At 72.5% G+C, this 25,244-nt stretch carries 26 protein-coding genes; 11 read left to right on the top strand and 15 right to left on the bottom strand.

Annotated features, from left to right (window positions below):
• Positions 1–32: 32 nt before the first annotated feature.
• Positions 33–1,274 carry a cytochrome P450 gene (locus OOK34_RS19345; RefSeq protein WP_267035109.1) on the bottom strand — a complete coding sequence of 414 codons (1,242 nt, stop codon included), beginning with the start codon at positions 1,272–1,274 and terminating at the stop codon, positions 33–35.
• Between the two features lie 253 nt (positions 1,275–1,527).
• On the opposite strand from OOK34_RS19345, the gene OOK34_RS19340 reads away from it, so the two are divergent.
• Positions 1,528–2,673 (top strand): amidohydrolase family protein, encoded by a 1,146-nt coding sequence (locus OOK34_RS19340; RefSeq protein ID WP_267035108.1) that lies wholly within the window; start codon positions 1,528–1,530, stop codon positions 2,671–2,673.
• Positions 2,674–2,718: 45 nt separating this feature from the next.
• Here the strand turns inward: OOK34_RS19340 and OOK34_RS19335 are convergent, their stop codons facing one another.
• From OOK34_RS19335 to OOK34_RS19305, 7 genes are all read right to left on the bottom strand, one after another.
• The gene (locus OOK34_RS19335) at positions 2,719–3,903 is read right to left on the bottom strand and encodes a lipid-transfer protein (RefSeq protein WP_267035107.1); all 1,185 of its coding nucleotides are present in this window, start codon (positions 3,901–3,903) and stop codon (positions 2,719–2,721) included.
• Positions 3,904–3,923: 20 nt separating this feature from the next.
• Complete coding sequence (locus OOK34_RS19330) at positions 3,924–6,056, bottom strand: acyl-CoA dehydrogenase (RefSeq protein ID WP_267035106.1); 2,133 nt, start codon at positions 6,054–6,056, stop codon at positions 3,924–3,926.
• An 81-nt stretch (positions 6,057–6,137) separates the two neighbouring features.
• Positions 6,138–7,835, bottom strand: coding sequence for a serine/threonine-protein kinase (locus OOK34_RS19325; RefSeq protein WP_267035105.1), 1,698 nt, complete (start codon positions 7,833–7,835; stop codon positions 6,138–6,140).
• Between the two features lie 10 nt (positions 7,836–7,845).
• Positions 7,846–9,405, bottom strand: a complete 1,560-nt coding sequence (locus OOK34_RS19320; RefSeq protein ID WP_267035104.1) for a serine/threonine-protein kinase — start codon at positions 9,403–9,405, stop codon at positions 7,846–7,848.
• Positions 9,402–10,967 (bottom strand): serine/threonine-protein kinase, encoded by a 1,566-nt coding sequence (locus OOK34_RS19315; protein ID WP_267035103.1) that lies wholly within the window; start codon positions 10,965–10,967, stop codon positions 9,402–9,404. The genes OOK34_RS19320 and OOK34_RS19315 overlap by 4 nt, the downstream gene beginning before the upstream one ends.
• Positions 10,968–11,054: 87 nt before the next feature.
• Positions 11,055–11,315, bottom strand: coding sequence for a DUF397 domain-containing protein (locus OOK34_RS19310; RefSeq protein WP_267035102.1), 261 nt, complete (start codon positions 11,313–11,315; stop codon positions 11,055–11,057).
• Positions 11,275–12,123 (bottom strand): helix-turn-helix transcriptional regulator, encoded by an 849-nt coding sequence (locus OOK34_RS19305; RefSeq protein ID WP_267035101.1) that lies wholly within the window; start codon positions 12,121–12,123, stop codon positions 11,275–11,277. Before OOK34_RS19305 ends, OOK34_RS19310 begins: the two co-directional genes overlap by 41 nt.
• 167 nt (positions 12,124–12,290) lie before the next feature.
• Between OOK34_RS19305 and OOK34_RS19300 the strand changes: the two genes are divergently transcribed.
• The 8 genes from OOK34_RS19300 (at position 12,291) to OOK34_RS19265 (ending at position 18,023) form a co-directional block, all read left to right on the top strand.
• Positions 12,291–12,560, top strand: a complete 270-nt coding sequence (locus tag OOK34_RS19300; RefSeq protein ID WP_267035100.1) for a hypothetical protein — start codon at positions 12,291–12,293, stop codon at positions 12,558–12,560.
• 17 nt (positions 12,561–12,577) lie between these two features.
• Positions 12,578–13,096 (top strand): hypothetical protein, encoded by a 519-nt coding sequence (locus tag OOK34_RS19295; RefSeq protein ID WP_267035099.1) that lies wholly within the window; start codon positions 12,578–12,580, stop codon positions 13,094–13,096.
• Between the two features lie 30 nt (positions 13,097–13,126).
• Complete coding sequence (locus OOK34_RS19290) at positions 13,127–13,627, top strand: hypothetical protein (RefSeq protein WP_267035098.1); 501 nt, start codon at positions 13,127–13,129, stop codon at positions 13,625–13,627.
• Between the two features lie 80 nt (positions 13,628–13,707).
• Positions 13,708–14,352: a class I SAM-dependent methyltransferase gene (locus OOK34_RS19285; RefSeq protein ID WP_267035097.1), complete on the top strand. Its 645-nt coding sequence runs from the start codon at positions 13,708–13,710 to the stop codon at positions 14,350–14,352.
• A gap of 93 nt (positions 14,353–14,445) precedes the next feature.
• The gene (locus OOK34_RS19280) at positions 14,446–15,444 is read left to right on the top strand and encodes an N-acetylmuramoyl-L-alanine amidase (RefSeq protein ID WP_267035096.1); all 999 of its coding nucleotides are present in this window, start codon (positions 14,446–14,448) and stop codon (positions 15,442–15,444) included.
• A gap of 116 nt (positions 15,445–15,560) precedes the next feature.
• Positions 15,561–16,370: a DUF5336 domain-containing protein gene (locus tag OOK34_RS19275; RefSeq protein WP_267035095.1), complete on the top strand. Its 810-nt coding sequence runs from the start codon at positions 15,561–15,563 to the stop codon at positions 16,368–16,370.
• Between the two features lie 142 nt (positions 16,371–16,512).
• Positions 16,513–17,523, top strand: a complete 1,011-nt coding sequence (locus OOK34_RS19270; RefSeq protein ID WP_267035094.1) for an LLM class F420-dependent oxidoreductase — start codon at positions 16,513–16,515, stop codon at positions 17,521–17,523.
• Positions 17,524–17,564: 41 nt separating this feature from the next.
• A complete protein-coding gene (locus OOK34_RS19265) occupies positions 17,565–18,023 on the top strand; it encodes a hypothetical protein (protein ID WP_267035093.1) in 459 nt (152 codons plus the stop codon).
• Between the two features lie 4 nt (positions 18,024–18,027).
• On the opposite strand, the gene OOK34_RS19260 is transcribed toward OOK34_RS19265, so the two are convergent.
• The 5 genes from OOK34_RS19260 to OOK34_RS19240 all read right to left on the bottom strand — a co-directional run bounded on the left by OOK34_RS19260 (position 18,028) and on the right by OOK34_RS19240 (position 22,448).
• Positions 18,028–18,408, bottom strand: a complete 381-nt coding sequence (locus OOK34_RS19260; RefSeq protein WP_267035092.1) for a hypothetical protein — start codon at positions 18,406–18,408, stop codon at positions 18,028–18,030.
• 76 nt (positions 18,409–18,484) lie between these two features.
• Positions 18,485–19,123 (bottom strand): hypothetical protein, encoded by a 639-nt coding sequence (locus tag OOK34_RS19255; RefSeq protein WP_267035091.1) that lies wholly within the window; start codon positions 19,121–19,123, stop codon positions 18,485–18,487.
• 106 nt (positions 19,124–19,229) lie between these two features.
• On the bottom strand, positions 19,230–20,318 hold the full coding sequence (locus tag OOK34_RS19250; RefSeq protein WP_267035090.1) for a prenyltransferase: 1,089 nt from the start codon (positions 20,316–20,318) through the stop codon (positions 19,230–19,232).
• A complete protein-coding gene (locus tag OOK34_RS19245) occupies positions 20,315–21,049 on the bottom strand; it encodes a class I SAM-dependent methyltransferase (protein ID WP_267035089.1) in 735 nt (244 codons plus the stop codon). The genes OOK34_RS19250 and OOK34_RS19245 overlap by 4 nt, the downstream gene beginning before the upstream one ends.
• An 88-nt stretch (positions 21,050–21,137) precedes the next feature.
• Positions 21,138–22,448, bottom strand: a complete 1,311-nt coding sequence (locus OOK34_RS19240; RefSeq protein WP_267035088.1) for a glycosyltransferase family 4 protein — start codon at positions 22,446–22,448, stop codon at positions 21,138–21,140.
• Between the two features lie 227 nt (positions 22,449–22,675).
• Between OOK34_RS19240 and OOK34_RS19235 the strand changes: the two genes are divergently transcribed.
• Complete coding sequence (locus tag OOK34_RS19235) at positions 22,676–23,287, top strand: TetR family transcriptional regulator (RefSeq protein ID WP_267035087.1); 612 nt, start codon at positions 22,676–22,678, stop codon at positions 23,285–23,287.
• A 116-nt stretch (positions 23,288–23,403) separates the two neighbouring features.
• Here the strand turns inward: OOK34_RS19235 and OOK34_RS19230 are convergent, their stop codons facing one another.
• Together OOK34_RS19230 and OOK34_RS19225 are read right to left on the bottom strand one after the other, a co-directional pair.
• Positions 23,404–24,015 (bottom strand): DJ-1/PfpI family protein, encoded by a 612-nt coding sequence (locus OOK34_RS19230; protein WP_267035086.1) that lies wholly within the window; start codon positions 24,013–24,015, stop codon positions 23,404–23,406.
• Positions 24,016–24,036: 21 nt separating this feature from the next.
• Positions 24,037–24,540, bottom strand: a complete 504-nt coding sequence (locus OOK34_RS19225; protein ID WP_267035085.1) for a GNAT family N-acetyltransferase — start codon at positions 24,538–24,540, stop codon at positions 24,037–24,039.
• Between the two features lie 62 nt (positions 24,541–24,602).
• Here OOK34_RS19225 and OOK34_RS19220 point away from each other — a divergent pair, with 62 nt between their 5' ends.
• Positions 24,603–25,115 carry a hypothetical protein gene (locus tag OOK34_RS19220; protein ID WP_267035084.1) on the top strand — a complete coding sequence of 171 codons (513 nt, stop codon included), beginning with the start codon at positions 24,603–24,605 and terminating at the stop codon, positions 25,113–25,115.
• The last annotated feature ends 129 nt before the right edge of the window (positions 25,116–25,244 follow it).

The raw sequence follows: 25,244 nt of genomic DNA, 5'->3' as shown, positions 1-25,244 counted from the left end.
GAGGGCCGCTTGCCGTGCTGCGGGGAGACGGCTCAGCCGGCGGGCTTCGTCCAGTCGTCCACCGTCCGCGAGGGGTCCAGGGCCACGGGGAGCCGCTCCAGCCCCCGGAAGGCCGGGAACGGTCCCTTCAGCCAGTCCCCGTCGTCCGACGTGGGCATCGCCAGCACCATGTCGGGGAAGCGGTCGAGGAGCGCCGTCAGGCAGATCTCCAGCTCCAGGCGGGCGAGCGGCGCGCCCAGGCAGTAGTGCGCCCCGAAGCCGAATCCGAGGTGGGTTCCCTGGAGCCCCTCGCGGGTGATGTCCAGCTTGTCGGGCTCGGGGAATTTCTCCGGGTCCCGGTTCGCGGCGGTGATCGCGATCTGTACGACGGCGCCCTGCGGAATGAGCGTCCCGCCGATTTCCACGTCCTCCAGCGCGTACCGGAAGGTGGAGGTTTCCACCGAGCCCTCGAAACGGACCATTTCCTCGATCGCCTGCGGCAGGAGTTCCCGGTTCTCCTGGATGGCCTTCAGCTGGTCCGGGTGGGTCAGCAGGCTGTGGACGCAGTTGCCGATCTGGAGGACGGTCGTCTTGTGGCCGGCGAAGAGCAGCACCCAGATCATCGAGACGAGTTCGTCGTCGGTCAGCGGTTCCTCGTCGTGCGGGGTTTCCACCAGCAGGCTCAGGAAGTCGTCGGTGGGGTGTTCGCGGGTGCGGTGGATCAGGCCGGTGAAGTAGTTCCGCAGCCAGTGCTCGGCCTCGACCAGCTCGTCCTTCAGGGCGCGGCTGAAGCGGGAGCGGGTGACCTGGGCGAACCAGTCCAGGACCTCGACGCGCTCCTCCCCGACGATGCCGAGCAGTTCGCAGATGACCATGACGGGCAGCGGCACGGCGAAGGCGCTCATCAGGTCGACGGGCCGGTCCGTCGGACACCGGTCCAGCAGGTCGTCGACCAGTTCCTGGATGTGCGGGCGCAGGTCCTTGACGTGGCGCGGGGTGAAGGCGGTCTTGGCGATGTGGCGCAGCCGGGTGTGCCGGGGCGGGTCCGCGAAGAGGAGGTTGTCGTCGAGCGCCTCGCACGCGTCCCCGAAGAGGGCGTGGTAGATGTCGATGCCCTCGTGCATGTCCTTGCCGATGCGGTGGTCGGCGAAGACCGCGTGGGCGTCCTCGTACCGGGTGATCAGGTACGTGTCCACGCCGTGCCCCGGGGTCAGCCGGGCGATGGGGGCCTGTTCGCGCAGCGACCGGTAGACCGGATGGGGACACTGCCGGTATTCCGGCGTACCCCTGGTCACCGCTGTCACCGCGTCTTCGACCGCGGGTCCGTCCCCCACCGCCACTGTCGGTTCAGTCGTCACGTGCCCATACCTCTCGGGTATCCCGGAATTGTCAGTCGGCTCCTTTCCCTGGGCCGAATAACGGCAAAACGGTGTTGAGCCGTTCGGAGCCGAATCCACCCCCTGGGGAATGTCCGGGTGGCGGCGGCCCGGGCTCGCCCTAAGGTGTTCGCTGATCCCGTTCCGCGGCCCGACGAGAGGGAATGCGCGCATGCCGGAATACGGTGCCGGCGGTTTCGCCGCCGGTGGAGCAGTACGACCGGACCCGGCCCCCCGGGAGTCCGGGGAGGACGACGGCAGCCGGGCGGTGATCGACGTCCACCACCATTTCTGCGCCCCCGCCTGGCGGGAATGGGCCGAGGCCCAGGGGCTGGTGAATCCGCGGGCGCTGCCGCCGTGGGCGCACTGGGACGCGGAGTCCGCGCTGGCGCTGATGGACCGGGCGGGCATCGCCACCGCCGTGCTCAAGCCCATGCTGCCCGCACGGTACGGGACCTCCGCGCAGCTGCGGGAGGCCGTCACGGTCACGCTGCGGGCGGCGGTGGAGGCCGTCCAGGCCCATCCGGGGCGGTTCGTCTTCCACACCCCGCTCTTCCTCGAGGACCCGGAGGTCTCCTCGTGGGCGCTGCGCCACGGGCTGGACGAGCTGGGGGCGGTCGGGGTGAACGTCACCGCCAACCACGGCGGCGTCTACCTCGGGGACCCGGTGTACGACAGGATCTTCGCCGAGCTGGACGAGCGGGCCGCCGTCGTGGACACCCACCCGCACAACCTCCCGGCCGGCCCGGCGGGAGGCCCGGCGGGAGGCCCGCCCGGGCGTCCCGGCGCACCCGGGGCACCGGGGGCACCCGGGGCACCCGGTACGGGCGGACCGCCGCCCGGGGCCGGTGGGCCGCCCGGGGCCACCGTGCCGGGGCTGCCGAACTTCCTGTGCGACTTCCTGCTGGACACGACCCGCGCCGCCGCCAACATGATCCGCAACCGGACCCTCGACCGCTTCCCGAACCTGTCGGTGATCCTGCCGCACGGCGGCGGGTTCCTCCCGCACATCGCGACCCGGCTGGAGGCCTTCGCCGGCTCCTTCGACCCGCCGGTCGAGCCGGCGGCGGTACGGGACCACCTGCACCGCTTCTACTACGACACCGCCGGCCCGATGTCCCCGGCCGGCACCCTGCTGGCCACCGTGGACCCCGCCCGGATCCTCTTCGGCAGCGACTGGCCGGCCTGCCCCGCCGACATGGTCGCGGACATCGCCGTCCCCGCACTGGCCGCCGACCCCGCCCTGACGCCCGCCCACCGCCGCGCCATCAACCGGGAGAACGCGCTCCGCCTGATGCCGCAGCTCGTGCACGCGTAACGGAGCCCGCCCCCCCCCGGCGGCCGGGGGGGCGCCCCGGCGCCCCTACCTGCGCAGCAGGGTCACCACCGCCGCACCGCCCAGCCCGATGTTGTGCGCCAGCCCGACCCGGGCGCCGGGGACCTGGCGGGGGCCCGCCTCGCCGCGCAGCTGCCACACCAGCTCCGCCGCCTGCGCGAGCCCCGTCGCCCCCAGCGGGTGGCCCTTGGAGATCAGGCCGCCGGAGGGGTTGACCACCCACCGCCCGCCGTAGGTGGTGGCGCCGCTCTCCACGAGCTTGCCGGAGGCCCCGTCCGCGCACATGCCGAGCGCCTCGTAGGTCAGCAGCTCGTTGACGGAGAAGCAGTCGTGCAGTTCGACGACGTCGACGTCCTCGATGCCGAGCCCGGAGGCCTCGTACACCCGGCGGCCCGCGGCGGCCGTCATCGGCTTGCCGACGACGTCGATGCAGGAGCCGCCGAAGCTCTCCCCGGTGTCCGTGGTCATCGCCTGGGCGACGATCTCGACGGCCTTGTCGTGCAGGCCGTGCGCCACGACGAACCGCTCCGAGACCACGAGGGCCGCCGCGGCCCCGTCGGAGGTGGGCGAGCACTGGAGCTTGGTCAGCGGTTCGTGGATGGTCTTGGCCGCGAGGATCTCCTCGACGGTGTACACGTCCTGGAACTGCGCGTTCGGGTTGTTCGCGGAGTGCCGGTGGTTCTTGGCGCCGACCGCCGCCAGCTGGGCGGGCGTGGTGCCGTAGCGCTCCATGTGCTCGCGGGCCGCGTTCCCGAAGATCTGGGCGGTGGGCGGGGACATCTCGAAGCCGTGCGCGGCGGCCATGATCCCGTAGTGCCGGGCGACGGGCGAGGTCGCGAAGTCGCCCCCGTCGGCCCCGCCGCCCAGCGCCCCGCGCTTCATCTTCTCGAAGCCGATCGCGAGCACGCAGTCGTTGAGGCCGCCCTCCACGAACTGCCGCGCCATCATCAGGGCCGTCGAGCCCGTCGCGCAGTTGTTGTTGACGTTGTAGACGGGGACCCCGGTCAGGCCCAGTTCGTACGCCGCCCGCTGCCCGGCGGTGGAGGCCTGGAAGCAGTAGCCCACCGGCACCTGCTCGACCAGCCCGTAGTCCACGCCCGCGTCCGCGAGCGCCGCGCCGCCGGCCTCCTTGACCATGTCCCAGTACTGCCAGTCCCGTGACTCCGGCTTCTCGAACTTCGTCATGCCGACGCCCACGATGTACGACTTCATTCCCGCTGACTCCTAGTCCCTTAGTCCCTGGGGAGGCCGAGGATCCGCTCGGCGACGACGTTGAGCTGGACCTGTGTGGTGCCCCCGGCGATGGTCAGGCAGCGGGACATGAGCATCCCGTGCACCGCCCGCTCCCCCGCCCCCTCCCGTACCGCGCCCGCCGGGCCCAGCAGTTCCAGCGCCAGTTCGGCGGTCCGCTGCTGGTGGGGGGTCTGCACGAGCTTGCGTACGGAGGCACCCGCGCCCGGCTCCAGCCCGGACACCTGCTGGAGGGTGGTGCGCAGCCCGATGCAGGCGAGCGCGTGCGCCTCGGCGGCGAGCGCGCCGATCCGGGCCCCGTACGAGGCGTCGAGGCCGGCGGAGGCGGCGATCAGCGCCTCCAAGCCTGTGTCGAAGGTCATCTGGTCGGCCATGTGGACGCGCTCGTTGCCGAGGGTGTTGCGGGCGACCCGCCACCCGCCGTCGGCCGCCCCGACCAGGGCGTCGGCCGGGAGCAGGACGTCCTCGAACCAGACCTCGTTGAAGAGGGCCTCGCCGGTGATCTCCTTGAGCGGGCGGATGTCGATGCCGGGGGTGTTCTTCATGTCGACGAGGAAGTAGCCGAGCCCCTTGTGCTTGGGCGCGGCCGGGTCCGTCCGGGCCAGCAGGATCCCGAAGTCGGCGGTGTGCGCGGAACTCGTCCACACCTTCTGTCCGTTCACCTTCCAGGAACCGTCCGCGGTGCGCTCGGCCCTGGTCCGCAGGGAGGCGAGGTCGGAGCCCGCGCCCGGCTCCGAGAAGAGCTGGCACCAGGTCGTGTCCCCGCGCAGGGTCGCCAGGAGGTGGGCGGCGCGCTGCGCGTCGCTGCCGTAGGCGAGCAGCGAGGGTACGACCCAGGTGGCGATGCCGAGGTCGGCGAGCCTGACCCCGGCCTCCTTCAGCTCCTGCTGTACGACGAGCTGTTCGACGGGCCCGGCGCCGCGCCCGTACGGGGGCGGGAGGTAGGGGGCCGCGTACCCGGTGGGGGCCAGTACCCGGCGGGCGGCGGCCGGGTCGAGGCCGCGCGCGTCCTCGATGGCGGCGCGGGCGTCCGCCCGGTACGCCTCGGCCTCCGGCGGGAGTTCGAGGCGCAGCTCGCGCCGGGCGCCGGCCGCCGCGAGGCGCACGGCGCGGATGCGGTGGCCGTCGCCGGGGCCGAGGAGCTGGCGGGCGACGAGGGAGCGGCGCAGGTAGAGGTGGGCGTCGTGCTCCCAGGTGAAGCCGATGCCGCCGAGGATCTGGATGCAGTCCTTGGCGCAGGAGTACGCGGCGTCGAGGGCGGTCGCGGCGGCGAGGGCGGAGACGAGGGAGCGTACGTCCGGGCTCTCGCCGGCGCTGTTGGCGGCGTCCCAGGCGAGGGCGCGGGCCTGTTCGAGGCGGACCAGCATGTCGGCGCACAGGTGCTTGACGCCCTGGAAGCGGCCGATGGGGCTGCCGAACTGCTCGCGCGTCTTGGCGTACTCGGCGGCCGTGTGCACCGCCCAGGCGGCGGTGCCGCAGGCGTCGGCGGCGAAGAGGACGCAGGCCAGGTCCCGGACGAGGGCGGCGTCCAGCTCCAGCAGCCGGCCGGGCGGGACGGTGACCGCGCGCGCCCGGACCTCGGCGGTGGGGCGGGTCGGGTCGGCGCCCTCGTGGGTGCGGATGTCCAGCGCGGCGGCGTCCACGGCGTACCAGCGGGTGCCGTGCGCGGCTTCGGCGGCGAGGAGGACGAGGTCGGCCTCGCCGGCGCCGAGTACGGGGGGCGCGAGCCCGTCCAGGAGGTGCCCGCCGCCTTCGACGGTGACGGCGGTGAGGGTGCCGGGGCCCAGGGCGACGGCCCCGACCCGGCCGTCGAGCGGCTCGGCCCCCGCGCGGTCCAGGAGTACGGAGGCCAGCGCGCCCGGCAGGAAGGGCCCGGGCAGCGCCGCCCGGGCGGCCTCCTCCACCACGACGGCCAGATCCAGCAGGGCCCCGCCCTCCAGGTGGGGCGTCGGCAGCCCGGACGCGGCCAGGGCGTCCCAGTAGGCGGGCCGCGCTCCCGCCTGGGGCGGGGTGTCGAGCAGCTTGCGCACCTCCTCGGGCGGCACGGCCCGCGCCACCCAGCCGCGCACGGCGTCGGCCAACTCCCGCTGCTCTTGCGTGATTCCGATGCCCATGCGCGGCAGAGTAGAACACGTTCCATTCTGACGGAAGGTCAGATGTGGGGTGTTCTTCGACGCGGAACCCCGGCCGGGGCGTCAGTCGGCCGGCACGGCCTTGAGGGCGGCACGGGCGATCGCCTCGGCGTCGGCCCGGCACTCGGACTGCTCGACCTCTGGCCCGTCTCCGCTCCACACGGAGAGCATGAGGTTCCCATCACGGACCACGAGTTCGCACCTGTCGGTCCACACCGCCTCGTCACCGACGTCCACGGCCGTCTGCTCGACCGTCGGCCTGCCGGCCGCCGTCTTCCGGTCCGACGCCAGCTCCCTGCGCTGCTCCTCGTTCCCGGTCCGGCCCTCTTCGCCTTCTCGCTTCAGGGCCCATTGCGTGGTCACGCGGGCCTTCCCCCCGCCGAACCAGTAGCAGCGCACCACGATGTTGGGGCCGCTGCCGTCGACCGGCAGGTAGGTGTCCAGCGCCGACGCCCGCTCCGCCCCGGGCGGCACCGGCAGCTTGGGGCCCGCCGTCTCGCAGCGGTCCAGATTCGTGTGCACCGTCTCGCCCCACCACTGGCCGGGCTGATGCCCGTACGCCCATACGCCGAACCCGGCCGCCCCCAGTACCCCGGCCGCCGCCACCAGCGGCACGGCCACCCGGAGCGCGCTCCGGTACGGGGGCCGGCGCGTTCCGGGCGCCAGGGAACCCACCGTGACGGGCGGCTCCTCCGGCAGGGGGACGAGGGAGGGCGCGGCACGCACCGGCTCCGGCACCACCTCGGCGGCGATCGCCACCGGCTCCGGCTCCGGCTCCGGTTCCGGCATCACCTCGGCGGGGATCGTCACCGGCTCGGGCTCGGGCTCCGGAGCCGGCGGCTCCACCGTCGTCCGGGCCGGGGCGTCGCCGCCCAGCAGGCGGTCGATGGCCGCGGCCTGGTCGGCGATCATCCGGTGCACCGCCGGAGGCCACGGCTGGCGGCCCGCCGGGACGACCCGCCCCAGGAGCGCGAACAGCTCCGCCGGGGACGGCCTGGCGCCCGGGTCCTTGGCCAGGCACCGCTCCACGACCTCGCGCAGCCCCGCCGGGACCACACCCAGATCGGGTTCCGCGTGCACCACGTCGTACAGGGTCTGGAGGGTCGAGGACCCCGCGAACGGGTGGCGCCCCGTGACGGCCAGGAACAGCACCGACCCCAGCGAGAACACATCGCTGGCCGCCGTGAGTTCCCGCCCCTCCGCCTGCTCGGGCGACATGAACGGCGGCGAGCCGATCACCAGCCCGGTGTGCGTCAGCCGGGTGTCGACACCGCTCTCGGCCGCCCGCGCGATGCCCAGGTCGATGACCCGTACGCCGTCCTCGGCGAGCAGTACGTTCTCGGGCTTCAGGTCCCGGTGCACCAGCCCCGCCCGGTGGATCTCCGCGAGGGCCGACGCCAGACCGGCCGCGAGGCGGCGTACGGTCTCCTCGGGCAGCGCCCCGACCGCCGCCACGGCCGCCCCCAGCGAAGGCCCGGAGACGAACACCGACGCCAGCCACGGGGTCTCCGCGTCCGCGTCGGCCTCCATCACCGCCGCCGTGTACGCCCCCGACACCTTCCGGGAGGCGGCGACCTCCCGCCGGAACCGGGCCCGGAAGCCGTCGTCGGCGGCGAACCGCGCGAGGACCTGTTTGACGGCGACCAGCCGCCCGTCGGGCGCCGCACCCAGCAGCACCCGGCCCATCCCGCCCTCGCCGAGCACGCCCAGCACCCGGAACGGCCCCACCTGCGACGGCCCCGACGGCCCTAACAGCTCCATGCCTGCCCTCTCATCGCGGCATCGCCGCCAACGCGGCGCGGGCGATCGCCTTCGCCTCCGTCTCACAGCTCTCGGCGGGATGCCGGTCGCCGCCGAGGAACACCCGCACGGCGAGGTTGCCGTCGCGGACGGCCAGCACGCAGGTGTCCTGCGTACCGGGCGTGTCCCAGTACGCGGCGTCGCCCGCCCCCACCCCGGTCTCGGGCCTCCCCGTACCGAAGTCCTCGCGCTGGCGCTCCGTCCCGTTGGCGAGGCCGCTCCCGCTGCGCCTCAGCTCCCAGCCGACGTTCGCGTGCGGGACCGTCGGCTCGTAGGTGCCGCCGCCGGCCACCTCGTACGGCGGCTCGTACCAGGAACAGGACGTGTTCGCGTCGTTGTCCCGCTCCTGATAGCGGTCCTTGTCCTGCTTGCGCTCCGCCGGCGGCAGCGGCAGTTCCCCGGCCACCTCCGCGCAGATCGGCATCCTCACGTACCGGTCCGGCTCGCCCGACGCCTTCGACACCGGCGACCCCGGGCTCAGCAGGTACGCCCCCGCCCCGAGCACCGCCACCCCGACGGCGACGGCGACGGCGAGCGCCACCGCCTTACGGGACCTTCCGCGCGGCGGCGCGCTCACGGCCTGCGTGAGCACGGCGGTAGACACGGATCCCGGCCCCGGAACGGCCACCGCCGTCCGCTCCGGGCCGGCGCCGAGCACCCGCTCGATGTCCGCCCGCTGCGCGGCGATCAGCCGGCGCACGCCGGCCGGCCACGCCCCGGGCACCACCGGACCCAGCAGGTCCAGCAGCTGCTCCGGGGCCGGCCGGGCGCCCGGCTCCTTGGCCAGGCACCGCTCGACCACGGGCCGCAGCCCCGCCGGGAGCGCCGACAGCTCGGGCTCGGCGTGGACCAGGTTGAACAGGGTCTGGAGCGTCGACGCCCCCGCGAAGGGGCTGCGGCCGGTGGCGGCCAGCGCGAGCACCGAGCCGAGCGAGAACACGTCGCTGGCCGGGGTCAGTTCCCTGCCCTCGGCCTGCTCGGGCGACATGAAGGCGGGCGAGCCGACCACCAGGCCCGTCCGGGTCAGCTCGGTGTCCCCGGAGCCCTCCGCCGCCCGCGCGATGCCGAAGTCGATGACCCGTACGCCGTCCTCGGACAGCAGCACGTTGTCGGGCTTCAGGTCCCGGTGGATCAGCCCCGCCCGGTGGATCTCGCCGAGCCCCCTGACCAGCCCGGCCGCGAGGCGGCGTACGGTCTCCTCAGGCAGCGCCCCGGCCGCGTCCACCGCCGCGCCCAGCGAAGGCCCGGGCACGAACACCGAGGCCAGCCAGGGGGTCTCCGCATCCGCGTCGGCCTCCATCACCGCCGCCGTGTACGCCCCCGACACCTTCTGCGAGGCGGCGACCTCCCGCCGGAACCGGGCCCGGAAGCCGTCGTCGGCGGCGAACCGGTCATGCACCTGCTTGACCGCGACGAGCCGCCCGTCGGGTGCGGCCCCCAGCAGCACCCGGCCCATCCCGCCCCGGCCGAGCTCGGCGAGCAGACGGTACGGTCCCGCCGCCACCGGGTCGGACTCCCTCAGCTGCCTCATGGCCGCGCCATCACCGCCAGCGCGCTGCGGCCCGCGTCCTTCGCGACGGCCTCGCAGGAGCCGACGGGGTAGCGGTTGCCCTTCACCTGGACGAAGAGCGTCTGGTTGACGTCCCGCAGGTACAGGACGCAGGGGGCGTCCTTGTCGTCCTCCGGCGCCAGCCACAGGGCCTCTTCCCCGATACCGAGGCCGAAGTCGCGCCGGGTCTTGCCCCGGATGTACATGCCCTCGTGGTGCTCCTTCGCCTGCTCGGCTCCGGTCTTTCCGCCGGGTTCGGTGAGGTAGAGACCCCACGAGACGTAGACCTCGTCCCCGTAGCGGCTGTTCCAGACGCACAGGTGGGAGGGGCCGCCCCAGCCGTAGTTCTCGTCCTTCTTGAAGCCGTACCCGCCCGGGGCGTCGAAGTCGGCGGGCACGGTCACCTTGCCCGCCACGTCCGCGCACGTGAACGGCTTCGCCGCGTACTTGTCGTCCACCTGGGACAGCGGTGTCGTGCCGGGCGTCGGGACGGATTCCGGCACAACCGTGTAGTAGACCTCGTCGACGAAGGGCCGGCCCACCGTCAGCCCGACGGCGACGCAGACGGCCAGGATCCCGGCCGTCACCAGCAGCCGGGTCCGCCGGGGCCGCCGGGGCCGCACGGCAGCCGGGGCCGTTGCGGGCGCGGGGGCGGGGGCTCCCGCGATCAGCCGGTCGACCTCGGCCTGCTGCGCGGCGAGCAGCGCGTACACCGGCTCCGGCCACGGACGGGCCGCCGGCTCGACCGCGCCCACCATCGTCAGCAGCTCGCGCGGGGTCGGCCGGGCGGCCGGGTCCTTGGCCAGGCAGGGGGCGATGATCCCGCGCAGCCCGGGCGGCACCGCGTCCAGGTCGGGCTCGGCGTACACCACGTCGTGCAGCAGCCTCGGTACGGAGTCCCCGGCGAAGGGCGGATTCCCCGTGCAGGCCATCACGAGCGTGGCGCCGAGGGAGAACACATCACTGGCCGGGGTCGGTTCGCCGCCCGTGATCTGCTCGGGCGACATGAAGGCGGGCGAGCCGACCAGCGCGCCCGTGTGCGTGATCCGGGTCTGGTCCCCGGCCGCGCGCACGATGCCGAAGTCGATGACCCGTACGCCGTCCTCGGCGAGCAGCACGTTCGACGGCTTGAGGTCCCGGTGGATCAGGCCCGCCCCGTGTACGTCGGCCAGCGCGTGCGCCAGCCCGGCCGCCAGCCGCCGCACCGGCCCCTCCCCCAGCGGCCCGGCCGCCTCCAGGGCCTCGCGCAACGAGGGCCCGGGCACGAACTGCGAAGCCAGCCAAGGGGTCTGCGCGTCCGGGTCGGCGTCGATCACCGGCGCCGTATAGGCGCCCGACACCTTCCGCGAGGCGTCCACCTCACGCCGGAACCGCGCCCGGAACCCGTCGTCCTCGGCCAGCTCGGCATGCACCTCCTTGACCGCGACGAGGCGGCCCTCCGGCGCGACGGCCAGCACCACCCGGCCCATTCCGCCCTGCCCGAGCACGGCGACGGACCGGAACGGCCCTATGTGCGTCGGACCGCTCGGCCCTAACCCCTGCATGCGGCCCCCGCCCCTTCTCAGGTACGGGAGGGGATCATACAGATCCGCCAACTCCCGGGCGCGGTACGGGTACCGCGCCCCGGTAGCTCACAGACCCCGCACGAACGCCGTGAAGGCGGCGGTGCTGACGGCGAAGGCGGGCCCGTCGGGGACCTTGGAGTCCCGCACGGCGACCTGGCAGGGCTGAGCGGCGACCTCGACGCACTCGCCGCCGGTGTCACTGCTGTACGAAGCCTTGCGCCAGGCGGTGGCGCCGAGCGGGGCGCACTCGACGCAGTCGCCGCCGGTGTTACCGCTGTAACTGGACTTACGCCACCGCGCGTTGGTCAGGTCCCGGCTGATGCTCATAGCGTTCCTCCACTACGCGGTTGATCAATGCCGCCGAGTCTTCCACAGAGAGAGCAGCGGCCTGCAAGAGAGCGTAGCGAAGGGCGGCTTCTTTGACTGCGTCCGGATTGGCCGTCATGTGCCCCGAGATGAGGTCTTCGGTGTAAACGATGTCCGGCTTGCCATCGAACCGCAGAAGGTTGAACGATCCAATCAGGCTGGCGTGTTCGCCAGCCGAGAAGGGGAGCACCTGGATTCGCACCCAGCGCTTTTCACTCAGACTCAACAACTGTGCAAGCTGCTCCCGCATGACCTCCCGGCCTCCTATCGGCCTATGCAGTACAGCCTCATCAAGTACCACCCAGATCATGGGCGGGCGCTCCCGTCGCAGAATCCGGTGACGTTCCATACGAGCCGCCAGCAACTCATCGAGGTTGTCCGGCGAACCGCTCGCCAACACCGCCCGGGCATAGCCCTCCGTCTGCAGCAGCCCGGCTACCACCTGCGCTTGATACGTGGAGAGGTACGCGGCCCGGGACTCCATCTCCGCATACGGCTGGAACCACGTCGGCAGTACGCTCCGCAGGACCAGCCCCACCAGCCGGGAGAAGTGCCCGTCGGTGCCCAGCGCCGCGTCGAGCCGTTCCGAGAAGTCCCGGGTCGGCACCCGGGTCGTGCACTCCACCTGACCGATCAGCGCGCCGGTGCAGTAGATGATCTCCCCCAGCCGTGCCTGGCTCAGCCCGGCGGCCTCTCTCAGCCGGCGGAGTTCGTAGCCGTAGTAGTCCAGCGGCGAGGCGCTGGGATCGAGATCGCGGACTGCGGGCATGGGCAGCCACCCCTCAAGCTCGTTTTCGGTCTCCGTAGCCGAGCGTAACCAGCCGACCGCGTTCAGGTAGCCCGATTCGCGTAACTGACGGCTCCAGTCGGGCGAAAGAACCCTCCCGCCCGGGCCGCGCCCCATAACCGGGCGGCGCCAACAACGTTGGGGCCGTCATGGCTCACCTCACCCTCACCCGCGTCCTGTCCGGCGCCGCTCTCGCCCTCGCCGTCGGGCTCGCCTCCGCCCCCGCCGCCCAGGCCGCGCCCACCGCCGTACGCCCGAGCGACAGCGTCCTGGCCGGTCCCCTCAGCGTGGACAACCTGCTGTCGCTGCGCTTCCTCACGCCGACCGTCCGTGATGCGAAGCATCAGGTCACCGGCATCGCTTCCGGGCTCTCGCCGGCCCCCGCCAATGCCGTCGGCCTCGGCAGCCTGCTCAAGTAGACGAAGGGACGCTCGGCGTGAAACTCACCAGGACACTCGCCGCCGTGTGCACGGCTGCCGCTGCGGCGGTCGTCTTCTCCGCCGGCGGAGCCGCCGCCGACGACGACCTGCTCTCGGCCCTCAACAATCCGGCGATCGGGGCGGCCTGCCTCCCGTCCGGACAGGCGGGCGTCGGCAACACCGTCAACGGCACGCAGAACATCAGCTGCAACCAGAGCACGTCCCAGGACATCACCAACCCGACTCCGCCGGCTGACAGCGGTGCTACCGGGTGGGAAGCGGTGAGCGCAGCCAGCGCTCCCGTTGCGCCAGGCCAGTTCGGCGGAGCAGGTGTGCAGTGCCCGCTGGGGAAGATCGCCACCGGGGGCGGGCAGCAATTCCGCCCCTTCGAGTCGACCTGGGACAGCACTGAATCCAACCCAACCGAGGCCGGTAACGGTCAGACCGGGTGGCAAGTTCGTGCCAGGAACACAAGCGCCGTGTCTGGCACTGTCTTCGCCCGCGCCGTCTGCGTCGACGGAAATCTCCCTGCCTAGGAGTGGGCAGTACAACCGAAGGAGACACGCATGAGGCTCACGAAGCGGCTGGCGGCGCTCGCCGGTGCCGCCCTGGCCGCAACGCTGCTCGGCGCGGGCAGTGCCCACGCCGCGGACGACGGCTCGCTGCTCTCGCTCCTGAACCTGCCCTCCATCACCCTCGTCTGCTACCCCACCGGGCAGGCGGGCGCCAACAACACCTTCACCGGCACCCAGAACATCAGCTGCTCCCAGAGCGCGCAGTCCACCTCCGGCGGTTCGGGAGGCGGCTTCACCGGCTATGAGGTGGTCGCTCAGACCAACGAGTGCCCGGTGAACAACACCTGCGGCATCACGCTCCGCTGTCCGGAGGGGAAGAAGGTGACGGGCGGGGGCGTCTACGTGAATCCCCTGGTCGCAGGGGTCCGCACCGTGCGGTCCGGGACGGTCCCCGGGGAGGACAACACCCGCTGGGACGGCGCCATCCACAACGGCCACACCGCCCCCGTGGACCTCACGGTCCAGGCGATCTGCGCCGACGTCGACGGCTGAGCGAGGCCCCGCCCGTGGTGCCCTACCCGGCGGTAGGGCACCATGGGCGGCCACACACGCTCACCGCCGGAGGAACACCCATGGCCGCCACCCCCAAGCCGGAGACCCTCGCCGCTTTCGAGGCCGCCAAGGGGTTCATGCCCGTACGCGAGGGCCTCGCCCTGTACGAGGCGGCGACGGCCGCAGCGGCCCTCGGGCTGCCGCTGCTGGAGGTCGGGACGTACTGCGGGCGCTCGACCATCCTCCTCGCCGACGCGGCCCGCGAGGCGGGCGTGGCGGCGATCACGGTCGACCACCACCGCGGCAGCGAGGAGCAGCAGCCCGGGTGGGAGTACCACGACCCGACGGTGGTGGACCCGGAGATCGGCCTGATGGACACCCTGCCGACCTTCCGCCGCACCCTGCACCGGGCCGGTCTCGAGGACCACGTGATCGCGATCGTCGGCCGTTCCCCGCAGGTGGCGGCCACCTGGGGCGGCAAGCTCGGCTTCGTGTTCATCGACGGCGGGCACACCGACGAGCACGCGACGGGCGACTACGAGGGCTGGGCCCCGCACGTGGCCGTGGGCGGCACGCTCGTCATCCACGACGTGTTCCCGGACCCGGCCGACGGCGGGCAGGCCCCGTACCGGATCTACCTGCGCGCCCTGGCTTCCGGGGCCTTCGAGGAGATCTCCGTCACGGATTCCCTCCGCGTCCTGCGCCGCACCGGCGAGGGCATCTGACCTGGTCGGCCCAGGAAAAACCGATAACCACACCACGCCCCCGGATGGCCCAGGGTCCGTACGAGGTCCGGGCGGGCGTTCTAGCATCGCGACGTGCGCTACGACGACAGCCCCCCGCAGCCCGAGTCCGGATCCTCGATCAGCCCGGACCGGCCCTGGTTCGCGCGCCGGCCCGCCCTCACGGTGGCGCTGGCGGCGCTCGCCCCGACCTGTCTGGCGGGCTGGGTACTGACCCAGGTCCTGACCTCCGGTCCGGGGCCCGACGAGCGGCAGCCCGAGGGCATGCCGCTCACCGCCTCGCACACGGCGGCGGCGACGGACGCGAAGTCCAGCGCCACCCCGAGCCCGCAGGCGAGCCCCGGTACGAGCCCGGGTGCGAGCGCCGGCGCGAGCGCTCCGCCGGCCGCCCCCGCCAAGGGCCCGCTCACCGGCCGGACCGTGGTCATCGACCCCGGCCACAACACGGGCAACTTCCAGCACACCTCCGAGATCAACAAGCTGGTGGACATCGGCACCAACCGCAAGGAGTGCGACACCACCGGCACCACCACGAACTCCGGCTACATGGAGGCGGAGTTCTCCCTCGACGTCTCGCGGCGGGCGCGCGCCCTGCTGGAGGCCAAGGGCGTCAAGGTGGTCTTCACCCATGAGGCGGACCGCCCCTGGGGCCCCTGCATCAACGAGCGGGCCCGGATCGGCAACGAGGCGACGGCCGACGCCGTCGTCTCCGTCCACGCGGACGGCGCCTCCGCCGGCAACCGGGGCTTCCACGTCATCCTCCCGGCCCGGGTCAAGGGCGGCGCGGCGGACACCTCGAAGATCATCGCCCCCTCCCGCGACCTCGGCGAGCGCATCGCCGGGAACTTCGCCCGCACCACCGGCTCCTCCCCCGCCAACTACCTCGGCAGCGGTACCGGGTTGGTGGTCCGCGACGACCTCGGCGGCCTCAACCTCTCGACCCGGCCCAAGGTGTTCCTCGAATGCGGCAACATGCGGGACGACAAGGACGCGGCGCAGCTGATGAGCCCGGAGTGGCGCCAGAAGGCGGCGCAGGGCATCGCGGACGGCATCGTCGGGTTCCTGGGCGGGTAGTTCACCGGTAGCCGCCGGGACGGCGGGCCGACCCGATCCTCTCGGCCGCGGAACCTTCCGTACCATGGGGGCGCCCGCTCCCGCCCCAGCCAAGACCGAGAAGGACACCCCAAGACGTGAACATCCGCTCCCTCACTCGAGGCGACGGCGTGGTGATCGGAGCAGCGGTGCTGCTGTTCATCGCCTCGTTCCTCGATTTCTACTCCGCCACCGGCCTGGACCTCCCGAGTGCGTGGGACACCGACGTCTACGGGCTGGCACTGCCGACCATCTTCCTGACCGGCTTCATCGCCGCCGGTCTGCTGGTCGGGTCCCGCTTCCTGCCCGAGGGCCGCAAGGTCGGGGGCCTGACCCTGTCGGCCTGGGGCACCGTGCTGGCCGTGGCGGCGGCCTGGGCGGCGCTGTGGTCGCTGATCACCAGCCCGGCGCGGGCCGACCTCGGCGCCGGCTGCATCCTCGCCTTCCTCGCCAACCTCGCCCTCGCGGGCGTGGCCGTCGCCGGTGCGCAGATCCCGGCGCTGGCCGGGCCGCTGGTGCCGGAGCCCAAGCCCGTCGCCCCCCAGCCGTACGGCGCCCAGCCCGGCACCGGGTACGGCTACCCGGGCGGGCAGCAGCAGCCGCAACAGCAGCAGCCGCAGGGCTACGGGAACACCCCGCAGCCGGTGCCGCCGTACGGGGGCACGCCGGCGCCCGGCCCGCAGGACGCGGCGGCCGCCCCGGCGGCGGAGTTCACGCCGTTCTGGTTCGCGGTGCCGGTGGCCCGGCCCCTCTACGGTGAGGACGGCTCCCCCGTCCCGATCGCGGAACTCGCCCCGGGCACCTGGTACCTGGCCGTCGACCAGCGCGGCCCGTCGGCCCTGATCGCGCAGACCCAGGACGGCCGCCGCGGCGTCCTGAACGACACCTCGGGGATCCAGCACGGCTGACCCCCCACCGCGTCACGGCGAAGGCCCCCCGCCCCCTCACGGGCGGGGGGCCTTCGTGCTTCCCGACGGGGCGCGCGTGCCCTACAGTCACCTGACGTTAGCTGACGTACCGTCAGATCGGCTTCGCGGAGGGGGACCGTACATGCGCCTCGGACTCGCACTCGGCTACTGGGGGCGCGGGCCCAGCCCGGCCCACCTCGACCTCGCCACCGAGGCGGAACGCCTGGGCTACGACTCGGTGTGGACCGCCGAGGCCTGGGGCTCCGACGCCTTCACCCCGCTGACCTGGATCGCCGCGCACACCTCCCGGATCCGGCTCGGCACCGCCATCGCCCAGATGGCCGCCCGCACGCCCACCGCCACCGCCATGCACGCCCTCACCCTCGACCACCTCTCCGGCGGCCGGATGATGCTGGGCCTGGGCCTGTCGGGGCCGCAGGTGGTGGAGGGCTGGTACGGGCGCCCCTTCCCCTCGAGCCCGCTCACCGCGACCCGCGAGTACGTGGACGTCGTCCGCCAGGTGCTGCGCCGCGAGGCCCCCGTCGCGCTGGACGGCCGCTTCCACAGCCACCCGTACCGCGGGGCGGACGGCACCGGCATCGGCAAGCCCCTCAAGCCCATCACCCACCCGCTGCGCGCGGACCTGCCGCTACTGCTCGGCGCGGAGGGTCCGAAGAACATCGCCCAGACCACCCGCATCGCGGACGGCTGGCTCCCCCTCTACTGGTCGCCCACCCGCACCGACGTCTACCAGGCCGCGCTGACCGGCCTGCCCGAAGGGTTCATGATCGCGCCGATGGCCCGGGCGAAGGTCTGCGAGGACGTCGCCGAGGGGCTGCTCCCGGTCAAGGCGATGCTCGGCTTCTACATCGGCGGCATGGGGCACGCGGCCCGCAACTTCCACGCCGACCTCATGGGGCGGATGGGCTACGAGGCCGAGGCCCGGCGCATCCAGGAACTGTTCCTGGCCGGGCGCAAGGAGGAGGCGGTCCTCGCCGTGCCGGACGCCTTCGCCGACGAGATCTCGCTGGTCGGCCCCCGCGAGCGGATCGCGGAGCGGCTGGAGCTGTGGCGCAAGGGCCCCGTCACCGACCTGCTCGTCACCGCCCCGGACCCGCACACCCTGCGGGTGCTGGCGGAGCTCAACAGCTGAGATCCGGGCACGTTAGCGAAACGTTTGCGCCGGGCCGGAACATGGTGAGCGACCACCAAGGCACCGCCCAAAGGGGAACAGTCATCAGCACCAACAGGATCAAGGCGATCGTCCTCGCGGCCGCCACGGTCGCGGGTCTCGCCCTGGCCGCCACCCCGGCCCAGGCAGTCAGCCACTGCACCGGCAGCGGGGGTGCCATCTACATCTGCGAGTACGGGGTGACCACCCACCGCCTCCCCGACGGGGGGAAGCAGCAGTTCCTGGTCGGTACGGACAACGCGATATGGACGCGCTGGACGGACTCCGACGGCGACTGGACCCACTGGAGCTCCATGGGCGGCGTGGGCAGGAGCAAGATCGCCGTCATCGACCGCTTCAGCGGCGGCGACCCGTGGAGGTTCAGCCTGTCCGTCGAGGGGAACGACGGCTGGCGCTTCGTCAAGACCCGCAACCACGAGGGCAGCTGGACCGACTGGTACCCGATGCCCGACCCGGACTGACCCGCTAACCCTCCGGCAGGACCTCCAGGAGTTCGCGCAGGTCCAACGGCATCACGGCGATCTCGATCGTGCCGCCGTCCGCCAGGACGCACGTCACGATCCTCGAACCCGGGTTGATGGAGATGCCCTCCCTCACGGAGGGCACCCGTACACCCGTGGTCAGGGCGCCACCCAACGGCACGAGGGACCCCCTACCCGGTTGCCAGCGGGCGGCGCCCTGGCCGGCATACACCCGGCCGGAACGCCACCGGCCCTCGCCCGCCGGGATCCGGGCCATGCCCGGGATCCCGGCGGGCCCCCCGGCGGCGGTCCGCTGACGGTGCTTGCGCCGGAAGAGCCAGCCCAGGCCGGCGGCCGCGAGGGCGAAGAACAGGAACTCGATCACACCGGCCATTCAAACAGGCACCGTCCTCGGCCGGCCTCAGCCGGCCTCAGCCGGCCCCAGCAGGTCTCGGCCGGACTCAGCCGGTCAGCTGCGAGGTGCTCGGCACCTTGTCGGTCACCACGGCGCCCGCGCCCTTGCCGGCTTCCTTGACCCCGTTGATGACGTTGTTGAAGGCGTCGATGTCGGCGTCGCCCGCCTCGCCCTTGCGGAGCTTGGTGCCCAGGCCCTTGAGGGAGTCGATGCCCGCCGTCAGCGGGCCCATCGCCTTCGACAGCAGCGGGTCGCCCTTGGCGTTCTCGGCCGCCGCCTTCAGCCGGTTGTACGCGAAGGCGCCCGCGAGACCCGCCTTGATCAGCGCGAAGGTACGGCCGCTCGCGCCCTTCTTGAACTTGCCCTCGCGGTACGGCTTGATGATCCACTGGTACGTCGCCCCGGCCGCGAGCCCGGCATTGGCGACGAACCGCGTCTTGGCGAACTTCTGCTTCTCGGCGGAGGTGCTCGGCGAGGGCGTCGAGGCGGCCAGCTCGTCGGCCGCGGCCGCGTCCGGCTCCGCCACCGCGAGGGCGGCCAGCTCCGCGGCGGCGGCCGAGGAGACCTCCTCCCGCTCGGCCCTGTCGCCACCGCTGCCGCACGCGGTGGCACCGGCCAGCAGCGCGGTGGACAGCACCACCGCCGTGAGGGCGCGACGGAATCGGACGGTTGTGGGTACGGACACGGTTGCCTCCGGGGACTGAGGTATCCCCCGCAGCCTCACCCCGGGCATGCCGCTCCACCACTTGGGGGACCCGTTCGGGGGTCCCCCACCACCCCGCGGACTCAGGTCAGCGGCAGCAGTCGGGTTCCAGGCCCGCCGGCAGGGCCAGCCCGCCGAAGACCTCTCCCGTGGGCTCGTCCCCGCCCAGCGCCGCCACCGCGAGCAGCAGCGAACCGGCGGTCCAGGTCGTCTGCTCCACCGGCCAGACCGCCCGGTCCTCGAAGACGTAGCCCGTCCAGTACATGCCGTTCTCGGCGCGCAGGTGCCCGATCGAGCGCAGGATCTCCAGCGCCCGGTCCGACTCCCCCATCACCCACAGGGTCAGCGCCAGCTCGCAGGACTCCCCGCCCGTCACCCACGGGTTCGGCAGCACGCACCGCACCCCGAGGTCCGGGACGACGAACTCCTCCCACCGCTGCTCGACGCGCGCCTTCGCCTCCGGCCCCGACAGGGCCCCGCCGAGCACCGGGTAGTACCAGTCCATCGAGTACCGGGACTTGTCCAGGAACCGCTCCGGGTGCCGGCGGATCGCGTGCGCGAGCGCGCCCGTGGCCAGCTCCCAGTCCGGCTGCGGGTCGCCGCGGTGGTCCGCGATGGCCAGGGCGCAGCGCAGTGCCTGGTGGATGGAGGAGGAGCCGGTCAGCAGGGCGTCGGTGACGGGGGTGCCGTCCGCCTCCCGCTTCCAGCCGATCTCGCCGCCCGGCTGCTGGAGGGCGAGGACGAACTCGACGGCCGCCACGACGGCCGGCCACATCCGGTCCAGGAAGGTGTCGTCGCCGGTGGCGAGGTAGTGGTGCCAGACGCCGACGGCTATGTACGCGACGAAGTTGGACTCCCGGGAGGGGTCCTGCGGCTCGTCGGTGTCCACCCCGTCGGGCCGGTCCGCGTAGGCGGCGTACCAGGAGCCGTCCTGGTTCTGGTGGCGGGCCAGCCAGGCGTAGGCCCGCTCCGCGGCCTCGTGCTCGCCCGCGGTGTCCAGGGCCATCGCGGCCTCGGTGTGGTCCCACGGGTCGAGGTGGTGGCCGCGGAACCACGGTATGGCCCCGTCCGTGCGCTGGGCGGCGAGGATGCCCGCCACGGTCTGCGCCGCCTGCTCGGCGGTCAGTACGCCGTCCAGGACGAGGTGTTCGGGTACGGTGCGCTCCGGCGAGCTCACTGTGCTGCGCCGACGGGCAGGTGGGGCTTGGTCGCGTACGCCACGAAGCTCTTGCCGATGACCGGGTTGAGGGCCTGCTCGGCGAGGCGGGTGGCGATCGGCTTCTTCATGATGTCCCAGACCAGGAGCTTGTGGTACGCCTTGACGGGCAGCGCCTTGTCGTTGTCGACGCCGAAGGCGCACTTGAGCCACCAGTACGGGGAGTGCAGGCCGTGCGCGTGGTGGGTGCCGTACGGCTTGAGGCCGGCGGCCTCCATCTTGCCGAGCAGCTCGTCCGCCTTGTAGATGCGGATGTGGCCGCCCTCGACCTCGTGGTAGGCGTCGCTGAGCGCCCAGCAGATCTTCTCCGGGCCGTAGCGCGGGACGGTGATCGCGATGCGCCCGCCGGGCTTGAGCACGCGGACCATCTCGGCGAGCACGCCCTTGTCGTCGGGGATGTGCTCCATCACCTCGGAGATGATGACGACGTCGAAGGACTCGTCGGGGAAGGGCAGGGCGAGGGCGTCGCCCTCCATGGCGGTGGCGGTGGCACCGGCCGGGGCCTCACCGGCCTCCTTCATGGCGGCGAACCACTTGGCGACCTCGCGGATCTCCTCGCCGTTGCGGTCGACGGCGACGACCTGGGCGCCGCGCCGGTAGCACTCGAAGGCGTGCCGGCCTGCGCCGCAGCCCAGATCGAGCACGCGGTCGCCTGCGGCGAGCGGGAACCGGGAGAAATCGACGGTCAGCACGGGGTCCTGCCTTCGCGGTCACGGGGGTGAAGGGTGTTGCGCATGAGATGAACGGTTCGGCGATCTGCTCGGTGAAGGGTGCGGGGGTTCACCGGGTACGGGCGGCGGCGGCCTGCTCGATGGAGGCTCTGTAGTGCGCGGCCGTGCCCTCGGCGGCCTTGGCCCAGGTGAACCGGGTCAGGACCCGCTCCCGTCCGGCGGCTCCGAGGCGGGCGCGCAGCGGGGCGTCGCCCAGCAGCCGGCCCAGCGCGCCGGCCAGCGCCCCGGCGTCACCGGGCGGTACGGCCAGGCAGGTCTCGCCGTCGGGGCCGGACACCTCGGGGATGGCGCCGCCGGTGGTGGCGACCAGCGGGGTGCCGGTGGCCATGGCCTCGGCCGCCGGGAGCGAGAAGCCCTCGTACAGGGAGGGCACGCAGGCGACCTGGGCGCTGCGCACCAGGTCGACCAGCTCGGTGTCGCTGATCCCCTTGACGAAGCGCACCGCGTCCTGGAGCCCGTACGACTCGATCGCGCGGGCGACCGGCCCGCTCTCGGCGCGCTTGCCGACGACGACGAGGTGCGCGTCGGGCCGCTCGGTGCGCAGCTTGGCGAGCGCCTCGACGAGGTGGACGAGCCCCTTGAGCGGGACGTCGGCGCTGGAGGTGGTCACGATCCGGCCGGGCACTTCCGCGACGGACGGGTCGGGCGACCACAGGTCCGTGTCCGCCCCGATGTGCACGACGTGGATGCGGCCCTCCCGCACGCCCAGGTGCTCGGCGATCTCCTGCTGGGAGGAGCCGGAGACGGTCAGCACCGACGGCAGCCGGCGGGCGACACGGCCCTGCATGCGCGTGAAGGCGTACCAGCGGCGGACGGAGGCCCGCTTCTTGCGGTCCTTGGCGGCGGCGAGGTCGAGCTTGCGGTCGACGGTGATGGGGTGGTGGATGGTGGTGACCAGCGGCGCGCCGAGGTCGCCCAGCAGTCCGTAGCCGAGGGTCTGGTTGTCGTGGATGACGTCGAACTCCCCGGCGCGGGCGCGCAGGTGGCGCCGGGCGCGCAGCGAGAAGGTCAGCGGTTCGGGGAACCCGCCGGTCCACATGGTGGCGACCTCGAGGGCGTCGATCCAGTCCCGGTACTCGTCGCGCTTGGGGGTGCGGAAGGGGTCGGGGCTGCGGTACAGGTCCAGGCTCGGCAGCTCGGTGAGCGTGGCGCCGGTGTCCAGTACGGGGTAGGGCTGCGCGCCGATGACCTCGACGGAGTGCCCGAGCTTCACGAGCTCCCGGGAGAGGTGCCGGACGTACACGCCCTGGCCGCCGCAGAACGGGTTCCCCTTATAGGTGAGGAGTGCGATGCGCAACGGGCGGTCGCCGTCGGTGGCGGAACCCGCGAAAGGGCTCGTCACCATGGCCTCTGCGGTCACTCTCGGCCCCCTTCTCCCTGCACTTTCGCCGGAGCGTAACCGCTCGGATAATGTAGAACAAGTTTCAGACTTGATCCTCTGAAGACCATTGAATCTACCGGCCGGAAACCACACCGTAAGAGGCGGAGCAGGTGATTCGCGCCACGGCTCGGGCGCCTGACATGCTGACCTCCGGACCATCCCGGAATCAGCCGCCGCAACGACACGGAACGCCAGGAACGGGACACATGACAGCGGAAGCGAAGGCCGTGACGCCTCCCCTGACGGAACGCCAGGAGGCGCGCCGCCGCCGGATCCTGCACGCGAGCGCGCAGCTGGCCAGCCGGGGCGGCTTCGACGCCGTGCAGATGCGGGAGGTCGCGGAGTCGTCGAACGTCGCGCTGGGCACCCTGTACCGCTACTTCCCGTCCAAGGTGCACCTGCTCGTCGCCACCATGCAGGACCAGCTCCAGCACATGCACGCGACCCTGCGCAAACGCCCCCCGGCGGGCGAGGAGCCGGCGGCCCGCGTCGCGGAGACCCTGATGCGCGCCTTCCGCGCCCTCCAGCGGGAACCCCACCTCGCGGACGCGATGGTGCGGGCCCTGACCTTCGCGGACCGCAGCGTGAGCCCGGAAGTGGACACGGTCTCCCGCCTGACGACGGCCATCATCCTGGACGCCATGGGCCTCGACGCCCCGCCGACGGCGGAACAGCTCTCGGCGGTCCGCGTCATCGAGCACACCTGGCACTCGGCCCTGATCACCTGGCTCTCGGGCCGCGCCTCGATCGCCCAGGTGAAGATCGACATCGAAACTGTCTGCCGTCTGATCGACCTGACGACCCCGGAAAAGGCCTGATCCTGCTGTAGGGGGCGGGCGGGGGCTTCGGGGGGCGACAGATCGCTACGCGCTTCTCATATCTCAGCGTCCGGCGACCGTCTTGGGCTGATACGTCCACCAGACGGTGATGGGGGTCAGCGTCGCAGTGCTGCTTCGCCCGCGTGGACGGCGCGCAGGGTGCGCTCTACGGTCTGCTGCTTCTCACCGACGGGAGCGGCGTAGTCGATGGCGTTGCGCGCGGCGTGCTCGCCGAGGGTGCGGGTGATCACCCACGCGGCGAGGTACTGCGAGGCCAGGCAGCCGCCTGCGGTGGCGATGTTCCCCTCGGCGTGGAACGGCTGGTCCAGCACGGTGACGCCCTCGGCTTCGACGAAGGGCCGGCTCGTCATGTCCGTGCAAGCCGGCATGTCGCCCAGCAGCCCGAGCCGCGCGAGCACCAGCGCGCCGGAGCACTGCGAACCGATCAGCTGTCGGGAAGGGTCGAGCGGCAGCAGGGAGAGCAGCCGGTCGTCGGCGATCACGTCACGCGTCTTCACGCCGCTGCCGATCAGCACGACATCGGCCTCGGCCACGAACTCCATCGGGCGCTGCCCGGTCACCTCGACGCCGTTCATCGACGTGACCACGGGGGTCGGCGTCGCGATGAAGGCCTCCAGGCCGTCCTTTCGACAGCGGTTGATCAGCGCTGAGGCGATGAAGCTGTCGAGTTCGTTGAACCCGTCGAAGGTGACCACGGCTACCTGCATCGCAACTCCTCAAGTACGCCGTCAGGCGTGCAGTCGCCAGACGACGTCCGTTGCGGACTCCGTGTCTACGACGGTGAATCCCAGACGCTCGGGGACGGCGGCGCTGGCGGTGTTGGCCGGGTCGTGCACGATCTCCAGGTACTCCACGCCCGGCAGGGCGAAAGCCTGGGTGACCAGGGCCGCCGCGCCCCGCGTGGCTATGCCCCGCCCGGTGGCGGCGGGGTGCAGCCAGTACCCCAGGGAGCGGCCCTGCGGCTCGTCGGCCTGGTAGAGGGAGAAGCTGCCGACGGCCCTGCCGTCCGCGGTGATCGCGTAGTTGTACGCCTCACCGCTCCGCCAGTCCGGACCGCAGCCGGCGAGGAAGTCCCGGGTGTGCTGTGGGGTGTGGGAGCGGGCCCAGGGCATCCACGGCTTCAGGTGGTCGAGGGATTCCTCGCTCAACCGGAGCAGGGCATCGAAGTCACTCTCCGCCCATCGCCGCAGGGTGAAGCCTTCACACTCAATGGTCTCATTCGGCTGCTCCATGGCGGCATCGTTGCGTCGCAGGGGCGATCACCGCAATGAGATATCGGAGTTAGCCTCTCCGGGTGACCGACGAAGCTGCCGTATGGACCCGTTTCGCCCGCCTCTTGCCTGATCACGACGCCCAGGAGGTCCAGGTCTGCTGGGACATAGGCGAGCAGGAGGGTGGCCTCGAGCTACTGGTGAGCTCTCTCCTCCAACATCAGCTGACCATCGGCGAGACCACCCGGGTGGAGATATCCGTGGTGGCGGAGACATGGGGAGTACGGGAGAACATCACCTCCCGCCTCCTCGCCTGCCCCGGTGACGGCCTCCCCAGCCCCCTGGAACTCGTAGAGCGCCCCGACACCGTCCCCCTCACCCTGACCGACCCAAGACTGGCCGACTTCCTCGTCATCCCTTGGATCCGGTGCAAGACCTCCGGCCGTCTCCTGACCCGCGCTCATGTCGAGGAACCCTGGGGTGACCTCTCCCTCACCCCCGAGCACTACGCCGTCCTGGCCAACACACAGGGCCCGTCCCTCCAGCTCTTCGATTCCTCCTCCGCCTGGGAAGCCCTCGAAGCCCTCCGCCCGTAAGACCAGCCCCAGCCGGCCGCCGGACGCTGAGATCCGAGAAGCGCGTAGCGATCTGTCGCGCCCCCGGGCCCCCGGCCCTGGGCTCTCCCTGGGCATGCCCGGATGCCCGGCGTACCAAGGCCCGGCCCC

Source organism: Streptomyces sp. NBC_00091 (assembly GCF_026343185.1).
GTDB lineage: Bacteria > Actinomycetota > Actinomycetes > Streptomycetales > Streptomycetaceae > Streptomyces.
The sequence above is the reverse complement of the archived record's forward strand: the minus strand, read 5'-3'. Positions and strand labels throughout refer to the sequence as shown.